Here is a 13,488-nt window from a genome sequence, read left to right on the forward strand (position 1 = left end):
CACTATTTTTTTCAGTATAACGCGGCACAAATTCCCCGTCAAGGGTTTCTGTCCTGTATCCGCAGGATATCATCAGATGGAATAGTAATCTGCCATCATCTGGTTGCGCCCGACCAGATCTTCCAACGTGATGCGATCTACCACACTGTTGATTGCATCGTTCAACTCCTGCCAGACAGTCATAATGACACCGCTGTCGGCTTCCGAAGCCGGCTCGCCGTCCTCCACACAGGCCACCGGTGCAAGAGAGCCCTCGGTCAGGCGCAAAATGGCACCCACAGTATACTCTTTCGGTTGCTTTGCCAGCCGATAGCCACCGGAAGAGCCGCGTACACTTTTGACAAAACCCGCCTTGGTGAGCACACCAACGACCTGTTCCAGATATTTTCCGCTGAGATTCAGCCGTTTTGCAATTGTTTTAATCGAGATATTTTCTCCTGTGTCATAAATCGACAAATCCAGCATAACTGCAAGTGCATATCGCCCCTTTATCGAAATTCTCACTGCAAATCATCTCCCTCCTAGTTCAGATAACCTGTTCAGCGTCAGCGTTTCTTCCAGCAATCTGCGCCAGACAGCTGCCCCCTGTTATTGTTCCTTTTTTTCTGATTTTATCGACCTGCATACATCACCGCGATCACAGACAATGCGATACCCTGCTCCGCGCACGCGCCCTTCCTGGCACGCCCTGCACTTTGCTGCTTCCTCATCCATACAGATTTTATTGTCATACAGATCATAATACTGTCTGACCCGACGCGGCGTCAGATTTGGCATCATGACATTCGCACCTGCCTTGAGTCCCAGTTCCCGACCGATGGGACTGATTGTTCCCAATGCTGTCGTCGCCGGCAGCAGGACATATGGAAACATCAGCCGAAGAATGGCCAGCATGCGCAATGTCAGCTTCAGCGTACCAGCTTTTTCATGTAAAAATGGGGTGTTATGATGCGGGATAAACGGTCCGATACCAATCATATCCGGTTGTAGCTGCTGCAAAAAGCGCAGGTCTGCAATCAGCTCGCGTGTTGTCTGTCCGGGCGAGCCGACCATAAAACCAGCGCCGACCTGAAACCCGATTTCCTTCAGGTCATACAGGCATCGCTTCCGGTTCGTAAGGCTCAACTCCGGCGGATGCAGCTTTCTGTAATGAGCCTCACTCGCAGTTTCATGCCGAAGCAGATATCGGTCTGCTCCTGCATCAAAATAGGCCTGATAACTGCTGCGCGGCTTCTCGCCGATGGACAGGGTTACGGCACAGTCGGGGAATTGTGTCTTGATTGTATTGACCAGTGTACAGATAAAATCATCTGTACAGTGCGGGTCTTCTCCACCCTGCAACACAAACGTGCGGAAGCCCATACGATAGCCGCTTTCACAGCTCTCCAGAATCTCCTCTGGCGTCAGGCGATAGCGCATTTCTTTGGTGTTATCCCGCCGGATTCCACAGTAATAGCAATTGTTTTTGCACACATTGGTGAACTCGATCAAGCCGCGCAGATAGACATCCGTGCCGTACTGTGCACGGCGCACCGCATCCGCCGCAGCGAACAGGGCATCATCCGGCTCATTGCTCTCGATCAGATCAGCCAGCGCGCCATCACACAGGTCGTGATCTTCTTTCAATTGTTCAATCAATCTCTTCATCATTTCATAGAAAAAAGCCCCTCGGTCAGACCCCTGGAGAAGTTCCGTGAAGTCTGGCCATGGGGCTTATCTGTTTCTGTGTGGGTTATTCCGCAAACAGCGCAGTCGACAGATAGCGCTCGCCGGTATCCGGCAGCAGGGCAACAATCGTCTTGCCCGCATTTTCCGGACGCTTTGCCAGCTCAGTCGCCGCATACACTGCCGCACCGGAGGAAATGCCGACCAGAATGCCCTCTGCCTTGGCGATTGCACGGCCAGTTTCAAACGCTGCTTCGTTGTCTACCGCAATGACTTCGTCATAAACGTCCGTATCCAGCGTATCCGGCACAAAACCTGCGCCGATGCCCTGAATCTTATGCGGGCCTGCGGTGCCCTTGGACAGAACCGGAGAGGTTGCAGGCTCAACCGCGACAACCCGGACATTCGGATTCTGATCCTTCAGATATTTGCCCGTACCGGTGACTGTACCGCCGGTGCCGACACCGGCGACAAAAATATCAACCTTGCCTTCGGTATCCTTCCAGATTTCCGGGCCGGTGGTCTCATAATGCACCTTCGGGTTTGCCGGATTGACGAACTGACCGAGAATAACTGCACCGTCGATGGACTTCTCCAGCTCTTCTGCCTTTGCGATGGCACCCTTCATACCGGCAGAACCCGATGTCAGGACAACCTCTGCACCATAGGCTGCAACCAGCTTGCGGCGCTCAATGCTCATCGTTTCCGGCATGGTCAGAATGACATGATAACCCTTCGCCGAACCGACAGCCGCCAGACCGATGCCGGTGTTGCCGGAGGTCGGCTCAATGATGGTCGCGCCCGGCTTGAGCACGCCCTTTGCCTCTGCATCCGCAATCATCGCATTGGCAACGCGATCCTTGACACTGCCTGCCGGATTAAAATATTCCAGCTTGGCGACAATATGTGCGTTGAGATTGTTGGCTTTTTCATAATTGACAAGCTCGAGCAGCGGTGTCCCGCCGATCAGCTGTGTAATACTTGTTTTCACAGACATAATAACATCCTCTTTTCCGAAATAAAAACAGAAAATTATGTTGGGAAGAGATGCACGGCACCCTTCTTTTTCATGGTACTACTCTCAGAACAAAAAATCAATGCCAGCTGCCGCGAATGGGGAAAGCTGCGGCAGGTGAACGGTTTACTCGTTGACTTTCCGGAACGCCTGATCGAGATCCCAGATAATGTCTTCATAATGCTCGGTGCCGATGGACAGACGAATGGTGTTCGGGTAAATGCCCTGATCTTCAAGCTCTGCCTCGGTGCACTGGCTGTGGGTCGTAGTTGCCGGATGGATGACCAGCGACTTGACATCCGCGACATTGGCGAGAATGGAGAAAATCTGAAGCGAATCGATGAACTTCTTCGCTTCCTTCTCGCCGCCCTTGATGCGGAAGGTGAAGATAGAGCCTGCACCGTTCGGGAAATATCTGTCATACAGGTCTTTATATTTCGGGTCGAGCGACGGATGGTTGATGGACTCAACCAACGGCTGGGACTGGAGATATTCCAGAACCTTTTTGGTGTTCTCTACATGGCGTTCCACGCGCAGAGAGAGCGTTTCCAGACCCTGTAACAACAGGAATGCATTGAACGGGGACAGTGTTGCACCGGTGTCGCGCAGCAGAATCGCACGAATCTTGGTGGTGAATGCCGCCGGGCCGCACGCGTCGACAAAGCTGATGCCATGATAGCTCGGATCCGGATCGACCAGCGACGCAAACCGGCCGGATGCCTTCCAGTCGAACTTGCCGCTCTCGATGATGACGCCGCCGAGCGTCGTGCCATGGCCGCCGATGAACTTCGTCGCGGAATGGACAACGATATCCGCACCGTAATCAATCGGGCGCAGCAGGTACGGCGTTGCAAATGTAGAATCGATGACAACCGGAACACCCTGTGCATGTGCGATGTCCGCAACGGCCTGAATGTCAATCAGGTTGGAATTCGGATTGCCCAGCGTCTCAAAGAAGACTGCCTTGGTATTTTCGTCGATGGCATCGGCAAAATTCTGAATGTCATCCGGATCGACAAACTTGGTGGTCACGCCGTCCTTCGGCAGCGTGTGCGCCAGATAGTTATACGTACCGCCGTAAATCGTCTTCGCCGCGACGATGTTGTCGCCATTCTGCGCGAGCGTTTTGAATGTATAGCTCAGTGCGGCTGCACCGGATGCAACTGCCAGTGCGGACGAGCCGCCCTCCAGCGCCGCAATGCGCTTTTCAAAAACATCCTCTGTCGGATTGGTCAGTCTGCCATAAATATTGCCCGCATCGGAAAGGCCGAAACGTGCCTGTGCGTGGTCGCTGTTATGGAACACATACGATGTAGTCTGGTAAATCGGCACCGCGCGTGCATCGGTTGCCGGATCGGCCTGCTCCTGGCCTACGTGAAGCTGTAACGTCTCAAAGTGGAAAGTTCTCTCGCTCATTGTAATAAACTCCTTTTCAAACAAACATGGGATGGATTTCGGATTCAATCAACATCGGCACATTCGTCCGTAAGCAGTATACAGTCTTTGAATAAAAATTTTATGTTTCATGATATCCTCTGTTTCATATAATACATATTAGTTAAGTAGGATTTATTGACTAAATACAGAATACCATGTTTCTATCCAGCTGTCAAGCATTGATTTTTCAATTGCCGTATTTTTTATCTGAGCCCGGGCTTCACCAACGGTCAGCCGTCCACTTTTGGGCGCGGCTGCACAGTAGGATCATTCTGCTTCCCTGAGCGGATCAGCAACATCATTGCAGTAAAATCCTGACCCAGCAGGTCGTTGATTTCCTGCTCAGAGAAATGACACACATGCGCTGCGCACAGCGCGCCAATCCCGAACGTATAAATCCATACCTGCTGGAACAGCGCTCTGGCTTCCTCAGCATCCAAGTCATAGTCCTTTTGAATGACATCGACACACACCACTGCGGTTTCACCCAGATCGTCAAATACATCGTCAAAATTGCGATGACCGATGTTCTCTGCCATAAACAACAGTTGATACAGCTTCGGTTCCTCCATCGCAAACAGAATCATCTGCATCCCGAACTGTTTGAAGGCAGGCGTATAGTGAATGGCTTTTTCCGAAAACGCTTCAAACCGCTTCATCGCGGCAATGCGCACCTCCCGCTGCAATTCCTCCATATTCTGAAAAACAGTAAAAATGGGGCGGGCAGAGCTGCCCAGCCGTGCACCGAGGTCGCGGGAGGTCAGCGCCTCCATTCCCTTTTCGCTGACAATCTCCAACGCAGCGTCAATAACTTCTTCCCTTGTAAATTTCGGTTTCGGTGGCATATGGCTTCTTCCCTTCTGAATGTGGCATATTTCAAATCAAGTGTTTTGCATCATTTGATTCATTATAGCGTCTCGTACCATTGATGTCAATTGATCGGGTTGAAACATCGCATTTTACCGTCCAAACAGGTTCCCTTCCGGCAAAAATCCCGCGGCATACGCCGCGGGATTCGGGTGAACTGTATTTTTATTAAGAGATATAATCTCCCGTATCATGATGATTATACTGCTTGCGAATCTTGATAACAATCGAGCCGTCCGGCTGCGTGGTCTCCTCCGTAATCTGGTACTTCGTATTGCTGCGGTCGAGCTGTGCCTTATACTGTGCAACCTCTCCCTTTACGGCAGTCATTGCGGCATCATGCGGCATATCTTCCTTCAGCAGAAAATGTACCGTTTGCAGAAGGCACGCGGCTTTAATTCGTTTCATGGTAGAAAACCCTCCTTTTCTATATGGATATTATACCATTTTTGAATAAACGCGTGCAAACGAAATTTTCCGGCTTCAGAAAAATTCGTTCATTTCGCGCATACCATCCGGCTTTGATTTTGTGCAGTTTTCTTATCTTCCGACAACCGCAATCTGACACATCTCCATGGCACGCAGCGCATTTTCATGGCTCTCCGGTGTCACGCCCGCACAGCACGAGGCGTCCACGATGATCGGAACCTCCGGCAGAAATGCTTTCAGCAAAAGCGCATTGGAAATGACACAAATATCGGTACACAGCCCCACCAGCGTAATGCTGTCGACGGTATGATCGGAATGGCATTTCGCCAGCAGCTTTGCCAACTCTGTACTGCCGAACGTCGGCTTGTCAATTGGTCTGCGGGAAATCAGCGCCGCAACATCGGGATGCAGCTGCCAGCCATCCGTTCCCTGAATACAGTGTACAACAGGGAGCTTTTTCCCCTCTGCGGTTTGCAGATAGTTTTCCCCGTGCGTGTCGCGCGTTGCGATCACCCGCCCGTCGAAGTTTTCAATTTTTTCCACAACCCGTGGAACAATGGCCTGCGCTTCTTTTGTGCCCAGCGCGCCATCGATAAAATCCTTCTGCATATCTACAACAACCAATACATGCATGTGCAGCACCTCTTTTCCGTTTTATTATCATCAGTATACCACAATAACGGGAACTTTCTCAAAAAACAAGCTTTTATTTTTCAAAGCCCCCGCTGACTGCATGCACAATCAGTGTCGCCGCATTTCTGATATCAGAAATGCTTGCCATTTCATTTGGCGAATGGATATAACGCGTCGGGATGCTGACTGCACCAGCCTTGACACCGCCTGCCGTGCGCTGAATCACGCCGGTATCCGTACCGCCAAATTCCATGATTTCGCGCTGAACCGGAATGCCTGCCTGCTCTGCCGCATGGTACAGTGTATGCTTCACATCATGGTCGCAGATGACTGAGCGATCCATGACCTTGACAGCCGGGCCTTCACCGAGACGGACTGCCATCGGGTATTTGCGCTCCGGCATATCACCGGTATCCGTGACATCGACCGCAATTGCATATTCTGGCTGGACGGCAAACGCCGCAGTCTGCGCACCGCGCAGGCCGACCTCCTCCTGCGCCGTGAACGCGACATACAGGTCGCAGTCAGTCTGTTCGATCTGCGCCATTGCGGCGATCAGCGTCAGGCAGCCGATGCGGTTGTCAAGATACGGTCCGCACAGGATATCACCCTGGGCAAACGGTTCGCCGTCAAATACAGCAAAATCGCCGACTTGAATGCTGGCTTCCGCCTGTGCTTTGTCCTTTGCACCGATGTCGAGGAACAGATTGTCGAAGCCGAGATTTTTATATTCCGTCTTTTCTTCAAAGGAAATCACACCGCGCGTGCCGTTGGCAAAGCGCACGCGGCAGTCGATCAAATCGCCCAGCATCAGCCCACCGACCTGCGCGAAGCGTGCGAAACCGTTGTCGTTAATGTGTGTCACAACAATGCCGATGGAGTCCATATGTGCCGCGAGCAGAACCTTCTTTCCCTCGCCGGAACGGTGGTAAATCAGATTGTTCATCGCATCGGTGTGATGATCCCAGTCGCCTATGTGGGGGACGACCTCTGCAATTATCTCGGTGATTGTCTCTGCAATACCATGCTCCCGCCCGGACGGCCCAAAGGTCATGGACAGTGTGCGAAATGCTTCAAAAATATCAAATTTCATGGTGATCCTCCCCCATATATTCCAGGAACCGGCGGCTGAGTGCCAGCATGCCGTTCATATCGTCAATTGCTGCCACGCAGGACGGCGAATGAATATAGCGTACCGGTGCGGCGAGCGCGCCGGTTACCACGCCGTCACGCGTCAGATGAATGCGTCCGGCATCTGTACCGCCCGCAACACGGTGCTTGGTCTGCCATGGAATGCCGTTTTCCTCTGCCAGCTTGCGCAGTGTTTCAAACATGCCCTGATGGTAAATCGTCGCACGATCCATAAACGGAATGACAACGCCGCGGCGCAGGCCGCAGACCTGCTTTGCTCCGTCGACCTCTGCCAGATCTGCCGCTGTCGTGCCCTCCAGCACAAGGCAGATATCCGGATTCAGGTCAAACGCCGCACACCGCGCACCACGCAGCCCTACCTCTTCCTGTACAGAGAACACGAACCAGGTATCTACAGCAGGCTGTTCGAGAAGCAGTGTCAGCAAAACAGCACAGCCAACGCGATCATCAATCGCCTTTGCCTTGAGCAGTCCATCGCCGAACGGCACGCACGCAGAATCAAACACGCCGTATGTGCCGAGCGGCACGCGTTTTTCCGCTTCTTTTTTGTCCGATGCACCGATGTCGATATACAAATCTTTGGTTTTCGGCATGGTTTTGCGCTCCTCACGCGTGGTCAGGTGCACCGCCTTGATACCCACTACGCCGCGCACATCGTCAAACAGCACGCGCCGCCCGATGACAACGCGCGGGTCTACACCGCCGACAAAGCCGAATTTCACACAACCATCTTCTGTATAGCCTTTACAGATGATACCGACTTCGTCCATATGTGCGGCGAGCATGATTGTCTTTCCGCAGGATTTTTTTCCCTTTCGGAACACCATCAGATTGCCGATGCTGTCCTCCCGAATCTCGTCCGCAACCGGCTCCGCCAGTGCGCGGATGTAATCGCGCACTGCGTCCTCACAGCCGGACGGGCCGGGCAGGCTGCACAGCTTCTGTAATACTTCTATCATACCCGTGCCACCTCCCCGGTAAATTCGCGCAGAAATGCTGCAATCAGTGTGCTGACCGCCTCAACATCCGAGAGCTGGATGTTCTCAATCGGCGTGTGCATGTATTTGAGCGGGATGGAAAGCAAACCCATTGCAATGCCGCTGCGTACAACCTGCATATCCCATGCATTTGTACCTGTGTTGCCCTCCATGACCTCGATCTGGTGCGGGATTTCCTCTGCGCGCGCCGTGCGCAGCAGCATATTGGTCAGTCCGCGGTGCAGGTTTGGCCCCATGCCAACCAGCACACCGCCGCCAAACGCAAACGCCTCATCCGAACCGCTGTCCGGCGTCTTTGCATGGCTGACGTCAACGGCAATGCCATAATCCGGCCGGACGCGGTATGCCGCTGTCAGTGCGCCCAGCGAATCGGTCTCCTCATGTACCGAACCGCACACGACAACATCCACAGACAGGTCCACATGCTCCAGCCTGCGCATTGCATCCACAATGGCAGCAAAGCCCGCGCGGTCATCGAGGCATTTGCCCGTCATCTGTCCCTCTGTCAGCGCATATGGCGGCTGTGCAAATACAACCGGCGTGCCGATTGGAATAACCGCCTTCGCGTCCAGCAGGCCTGTATCGATCAGCATCTCATGCATCGGAACGGCGTTGTTCTCTTCTCCCGCCTTCAGCAGATGCGGCGGCATGCATGCAATCACGCCGTACCGCGGCGTTTCGGTCAGAATGGTCACCTCCGCACCGAGCAGCATGCGCGGATCAATGCCGCCCACCTGTGTAAAGCGCAGGAAACCTCCTTCCAGTACATCCGTGACCATAAAGCCGATCTGATCGAGATGTGCATCCAATAAGACGGTCTTTGCATTCGGTTTGCCGCAGCGTTTCCAGCCAAGTACGCTTCCGCAGCGGTCGATTTCCGTGCGGTCACAGTACGGTGCCAGCAGTTCTCGTGCGACAGCGACAGCGTTTCCCTCAAAACCGGTCACACCGTCTGCACTGCAAAGCCGTGTCAGCATATCATTCACATTTTTTCCTCCTGTCTAAAACAGATTGCCCGGTTCTATTATACGCGCCCACGCCGTTTTGTACAAGCGGATTGCGATTTCGCACAAAATATGCTACACTTTTTTGTATGATACGGACAAGAATACAATATGAAATTTCCGCACAGGAGGAAGGCCGCACGGTCGAACGCTTCCTGCGCGCGCAGGGCTTTTCCCGCCACCTGCTCATTCAAACCAAATATACGGAAAACGGTCTGCTGCTGGACGGCGCACCGGTGCACACCAATGTCAAGCTCAAAGCCGGCCAGTGCCTGTCCGCCGCCATTGTCAATGGCGCACAAAACGAACGCATGCAGCCGATCCGGCTGCCGCTGTCCATTGTCTATGAGGATGAAGATATGATCGTCATCGACAAACCCGCAGGCATGCCCGTGCACCCGTCACAGGGTCATTACGACGACACGGCGTCCAATGCGCTCGCGTATTATTTTGCACAGCAGGGCGAGCCGTTTGTTGCACGCTCCGTGGGTCGGCTCGACCGTGACACCTCCGGCCTTGTGCTGTTCGCACGACATGAGCTCTCCGCCTGCATCCTCGCGGAGCAGATGCGCCGCCGCGAAATCCACCGCGAATACCGTGCCATTTGCACCGGCACGCTGCCGGAATGCGGTATAATCGATGCGCCGATTGCCCGTGCACATGGCAGCACCATCGAACGGATCATTGACTCGGAGCGCGGTGATCGCGCCGTCACTCATTACACCCGCCTCACTGTCAAAAACGGTTTTTCCCTCGCCGCCGTCCGGCTCGAAACCGGGCGCACACACCAGATTCGTGTTCATATGAAGCACATCGGCCACCCGCTGCCGGGAGACTTTTTATACAATCCCGATTACAGCGTAATCCAGCGGCAGGCGCTGCACGCATACCGTCTTGCCTTCCACCATCCAATCACCAGGCAGCAGATGGAATTTACTGCGCCCATCCCACAGGACATGATACAGATTCTGGCATAGAAAAAGAGCAGCCCTCGCTGCTCTTTTTTGCGTGTCATTGTTTCCTTGCTCTCAAAATTCCTTTTTCGCCCGAATGCGAACCGAAGCGCTGACCGATACGGGCAGCAACGCGAACACAACGACCGCACTGCCCATGGTGATATATTTCATCGAGAGCTCCAGTGCGGCTGCCTGCTCCATCGTTGCTTCCTCTGCAATCGTTCCCACTACGCTGAGTGCCGCAAACAGCGCGACAAACAGAATCAACATCACAATGCGGCCTTTTTCCGCGCCAAAACGATACATCATCGGGATTAAAATCTCCATATATAATACGGCACACAGCAGGCTCTGAATCAGCATCAGCAGCCAGTCCATTCCGGTAATCGCCGCATGTCCCGCCACAAAGGAAATGATACCCAGCAGTGCACTCGCCACAATGCCTGCGGCAACGCAGATACTGACCGAGCCATACCGCGCCAATACCAACTGACGAACGCTCACCGGCAGCGACGCAGTATAGCGATTCCAATGGTAATTTTCCTCATAGCTGAACGAGGCAATGCCGAACATAGCGCTGACAAAGACAAAAATATAGGAAAACATGCTGCCAACGTCGTTTACAATGCCCAAAACAGCCATAAAGACGAGATATAAAGCGACAAAACCGCCCTTTACGCCGCTGCAAATTTGCAGCAAATCATACTTGATGAGACCTGTCATTTTTGTTCGCTCCCTTCCAGCAGCACAAGAACCTGTTCGATATCCGTGCGGTCACACACGAGTGCCGGATATTTTTCTGCCATCGCCGCACGGTTCTTGCACAATGCTTCAAACGAATAGGCATTCCGCCTGAAACCAAGAATTTCATCTCTGTCCAGCAAATCCAGCTGGTCGGGACTGCCACGGAGCACACAATATTCATCCAGCAGGACATCCTTGCTCTCGTCCAGTTTCAGCTGTCCGTCCGAAAGAATCAGGATGCGGTCGGCGATGCGGTCGAGATCGGTCGTGATATGTGTCGACAACAGAACCGCATGCTGTCCATCCTCGATAAATTCCCAGAGATCATCCAGAATTTCGCCGCGCGCGACCGGGTCAAGTCCGCCGGTCGGCTCGTCGAGCAGCAACAGCTTCGGACTGTGCGCCAGCGCCGCCGCAATCGACAGCTTCTGTTTCATACCGCGTGAAAACGTCTTGATTTTTTTGTTCAGCGGCAGGCCGTACCGTTCGCACTGACCCAGAAACAGGTCAGGTGACCAGTTGTGATAAACCGAACCCAACACAGAATTCATATTTTTTGCCGTCAGAATTTCGCTGAAACAGCACTCATCATACACAATACCGACATCCTGCATCACATTCGTGCCGAGTTCCTGTCCCAGAATGCGGACACTGCCGCCATCCGGATGCACCGTACCGACAATGCTCTTGAGAGTCGTTGTCTTTCCTGCGCCGTTGCGCCCGACGAGGCCGGTAATCGTACCCATCGGCAGCGAAAAACTGATGTTTTCCAGTGTAAAACCGGGATACGTTTTGCAGATTCCGTTCAATTCCAATGCGTTCATGCATCTCCACCTCCATACAGCTCATGCAGACAGCCGGTCAGCTCTTTCTCGGTGATGCCCGCCCCCTTTGCAATTTCAACAGCCTCCAGCAGCTTTGCCTCTGCCCGCCGATACTGCTCCTCCCGCAGTGCCTGCCTGTTTTGAAGCGCCACATACGTTCCGCGTCCCGGCACGGTTTCCACAAACCCATCGCGCTCCAGCTCCTCATAGGCGCGCTTGGTGGTAATTACACTCACGCGCAGATCCTTCGCCAGCGTGCGGATGGATGGCATCTGTTCTCCCGCCTGCCGCACGCCCGTCAGAATCTCCGATTTGATCTGTTCGGTGATCTGTTCATAAATCGGCTTTCCGCTGGAATTTGACAGTACAATCGCCATGCGCACTCACCTCCGTGTTCACTGTTTATATTCTATATATACAGTATATACGTAGTCCACACCGTTGTCAACCCGTCCGGGCAAAAAAATACAGCTGCACCCAAACGTACAGCTGTATGCGGATTTTTTGTTATTTTTTGCGATTTTTAAGCCAAATTCGATGCAATCCGTACAGCACCATGTCATCCATGCACCGCACCTGTTCCCGCATGCGCCCCGCGATAAGTGGTGCGTCCATACCGGTCAGATATACAGTCAGGCTGTCGCCCAGTTGTTCGCGGCATCTGCCAATCATACCATCGACCATACTTGCCGCGCCGTTGAGCACGCCGGATGCCATCGCATCGACCGTATTTTTGCCGAGCAAACGGTTTTCCGGCAACGTCAGGCTGATGGACGGCAGCTGTGCTGCCTTTTCACGCAGCGCCTCCAGTCCGGTGCGCACGCCGGGCGCAATCACCGAGCCAACCAGCACGCCGCGGCTGTCCAGCGCAGTGAATGTTGTTGCTGTGTTCATATCCACAACAAGCGCGGGCAGACGGTTCTGTGCCGCCGCTTCCACCGCCACGCACACGAGGTCGCTGCCCAGTGCACGCGGATTTTCTGTCTGAATGCTCAACCCGGTTTTGACACCGGAAGACACGCTCACCACCTCACAACCGCACAAAATCTTCACCGCATCGTGCAGCACAGCGTTGAGCGACGGTACGACCGAACAGAGCACTGCACCGTAAATCTCCGTCGACGAATAGCCGCGCAGGTGCAGCACACTGTCGATCTGGCAGGCATACTGGTCTGCCGTATGGGTTGCCTCCGCCGCAATGCGCGCCACCGCGCGCAGGTGTCCGTCCTCGTCAAAGCAGCCGAGGGCAATGGCCGAATTTTGTGCATTGATTGCAAGCAGCATGCTGTCTCATCCCTTCGTTGTTTCTGCCTGTCATTATATGCTGATTTTCTCCCGGTTGCAAGAGGAAAGCGCGCGTGTATTCGGTTTACTTCCGCGCACAACAAGCAGATCGGCCAATCCCATCAGCGGCGCACTGAGGAAAAACCAAAGTACACTGTACCGCGCACACACCTGTCCTGCAATGTTGAACAGCTCGCCGGAATAGTCCCAGACATGCATGCCCAGCCCGAGATTGAACACGCAGCCGAAGAGAAATTCGACACCCGTAATTGCCGCCGAACCCGCTGCACAGCGCACCGGCAGACTTTTCCCTCGCAGCCTGTCCGAAATTCGTCCGAGCAGACCGAAGCATACGCCGCCCGCCAGTGCCATCGACCAATGCGACCATCCCCGCCAGAGATATTCCAGCAGCGGATAACCCCAGCAGCCGAAAGAAACCAGAATCGCTGTTTTTTCCGTTTGTTTCACGCTATATCACCC

The 13,488-nt window shown here is 53.6% G+C and carries 16 protein-coding genes; 1 reads left to right on the top strand and 15 read right to left on the bottom strand.

Annotated elements, in window-relative coordinates; all coding sequences use genetic code 11:
- Positions 1 to 72: 72 nt before the first annotated feature.
- The 10 genes from ACLM7Z_RS13535 to ACLM7Z_RS13580 form a co-directional block, all read right to left on the bottom strand.
- The gene (locus tag ACLM7Z_RS13535; protein WP_435645328.1) at positions 73 to 504 is read right to left on the bottom strand and encodes an RrF2 family transcriptional regulator; all 432 of its coding nucleotides are present in this window, start codon (positions 502 to 504) and stop codon (positions 73 to 75) included.
- An 84-nt stretch (positions 505 to 588) separates the two neighbouring features.
- The gene (hydE, locus tag ACLM7Z_RS13540) at positions 589 to 1,647 is read right to left on the bottom strand and encodes a [FeFe] hydrogenase H-cluster radical SAM maturase HydE (protein ID WP_273349224.1); all 1,059 of its coding nucleotides are present in this window, start codon (positions 1,645 to 1,647) and stop codon (positions 589 to 591) included.
- Between the two features lie 85 nt (positions 1,648 to 1,732).
- Positions 1,733 to 2,662, bottom strand: coding sequence for a cysteine synthase A (gene cysK, locus ACLM7Z_RS13545; protein WP_087017545.1), 930 nt, complete (start codon positions 2,660 to 2,662; stop codon positions 1,733 to 1,735).
- 144 nt (positions 2,663 to 2,806) lie between these two features.
- On the bottom strand, positions 2,807 to 4,096 hold the full coding sequence (locus ACLM7Z_RS13550) for an O-acetylhomoserine aminocarboxypropyltransferase/cysteine synthase family protein (protein WP_435645329.1): 1,290 nt from the start codon (positions 4,094 to 4,096) through the stop codon (positions 2,807 to 2,809).
- Positions 4,097 to 4,347: 251 nt separating this feature from the next.
- The gene (locus ACLM7Z_RS13555; RefSeq protein WP_087017543.1) at positions 4,348 to 4,962 is read right to left on the bottom strand and encodes a TetR/AcrR family transcriptional regulator; all 615 of its coding nucleotides are present in this window, start codon (positions 4,960 to 4,962) and stop codon (positions 4,348 to 4,350) included.
- Positions 4,963 to 5,152: 190 nt separating this feature from the next.
- Entirely contained in the window at positions 5,153 to 5,392 is a 240-nt protein-coding gene (locus ACLM7Z_RS13560; protein WP_087017542.1) for a hypothetical protein, read from the bottom strand.
- Between the two features lie 132 nt (positions 5,393 to 5,524).
- A complete protein-coding gene (locus ACLM7Z_RS13565; protein ID WP_087017540.1) occupies positions 5,525 to 6,046 on the bottom strand; it encodes a cysteine hydrolase family protein in 522 nt (173 codons plus the stop codon).
- Between the two features lie 73 nt (positions 6,047 to 6,119).
- Complete coding sequence (locus tag ACLM7Z_RS13570; protein ID WP_087017538.1) at positions 6,120 to 7,139, bottom strand: M42 family metallopeptidase; 1,020 nt, start codon at positions 7,137 to 7,139, stop codon at positions 6,120 to 6,122.
- Entirely contained in the window at positions 7,129 to 8,157 is a 1,029-nt protein-coding gene (locus ACLM7Z_RS13575) for a M42 family metallopeptidase (RefSeq protein WP_087017536.1), read from the bottom strand. The genes ACLM7Z_RS13570 and ACLM7Z_RS13575 overlap by 11 nt, the downstream gene beginning before the upstream one ends.
- On the bottom strand, positions 8,154 to 9,173 hold the full coding sequence (locus ACLM7Z_RS13580) for a M42 family metallopeptidase (RefSeq protein WP_242969773.1): 1,020 nt from the start codon (positions 9,171 to 9,173) through the stop codon (positions 8,154 to 8,156). Before ACLM7Z_RS13580 ends, ACLM7Z_RS13575 begins: the two co-directional genes overlap by 4 nt.
- A 116-nt stretch (positions 9,174 to 9,289) precedes the next feature.
- Here ACLM7Z_RS13580 and ACLM7Z_RS13585 point away from each other — a divergent pair, with 116 nt between their 5' ends.
- The gene (locus ACLM7Z_RS13585; RefSeq protein ID WP_087017531.1) at positions 9,290 to 10,177 is read left to right on the top strand and encodes an RluA family pseudouridine synthase; all 888 of its coding nucleotides are present in this window, start codon (positions 9,290 to 9,292) and stop codon (positions 10,175 to 10,177) included.
- Between the two features lie 51 nt (positions 10,178 to 10,228).
- Here ACLM7Z_RS13585 and ACLM7Z_RS13590 read toward each other — a convergent pair whose 3' ends face one another.
- The 5 genes from ACLM7Z_RS13590 to ACLM7Z_RS13610 form a co-directional block, all read right to left on the bottom strand.
- On the bottom strand, positions 10,229 to 10,879 hold the full coding sequence (locus ACLM7Z_RS13590; RefSeq protein ID WP_273350458.1) for an ABC-2 transporter permease: 651 nt from the start codon (positions 10,877 to 10,879) through the stop codon (positions 10,229 to 10,231).
- Positions 10,876 to 11,724, bottom strand: coding sequence for an ABC transporter ATP-binding protein (locus ACLM7Z_RS13595; protein ID WP_087017527.1), 849 nt, complete (start codon positions 11,722 to 11,724; stop codon positions 10,876 to 10,878). The genes ACLM7Z_RS13590 and ACLM7Z_RS13595 overlap by 4 nt, the downstream gene beginning before the upstream one ends.
- On the bottom strand, positions 11,721 to 12,101 hold the full coding sequence (locus ACLM7Z_RS13600) for a GntR family transcriptional regulator (RefSeq protein WP_087017524.1): 381 nt from the start codon (positions 12,099 to 12,101) through the stop codon (positions 11,721 to 11,723). The genes ACLM7Z_RS13595 and ACLM7Z_RS13600 overlap by 4 nt, the downstream gene beginning before the upstream one ends.
- Before the next feature lie 130 nt (positions 12,102 to 12,231).
- Positions 12,232 to 13,008 carry a type III pantothenate kinase gene (locus tag ACLM7Z_RS13605; protein WP_087017521.1) on the bottom strand — a complete coding sequence of 259 codons (777 nt, stop codon included), beginning with the start codon at positions 13,006 to 13,008 and terminating at the stop codon, positions 12,232 to 12,234.
- A 33-nt stretch (positions 13,009 to 13,041) separates the two neighbouring features.
- Positions 13,042 to 13,476, bottom strand: coding sequence for a putative ABC transporter permease (locus tag ACLM7Z_RS13610; protein ID WP_242969766.1), 435 nt, complete (start codon positions 13,474 to 13,476; stop codon positions 13,042 to 13,044).
- Between the last annotated feature and the right edge of the window lie 12 nt (positions 13,477 to 13,488).

The sequence above is a fragment of the Butyricicoccus porcorum genome (assembly GCF_051246315.1).
Lineage (GTDB): Bacteria > Bacillota > Clostridia > Oscillospirales > Butyricicoccaceae > Butyricicoccus_A > Butyricicoccus_A porcorum.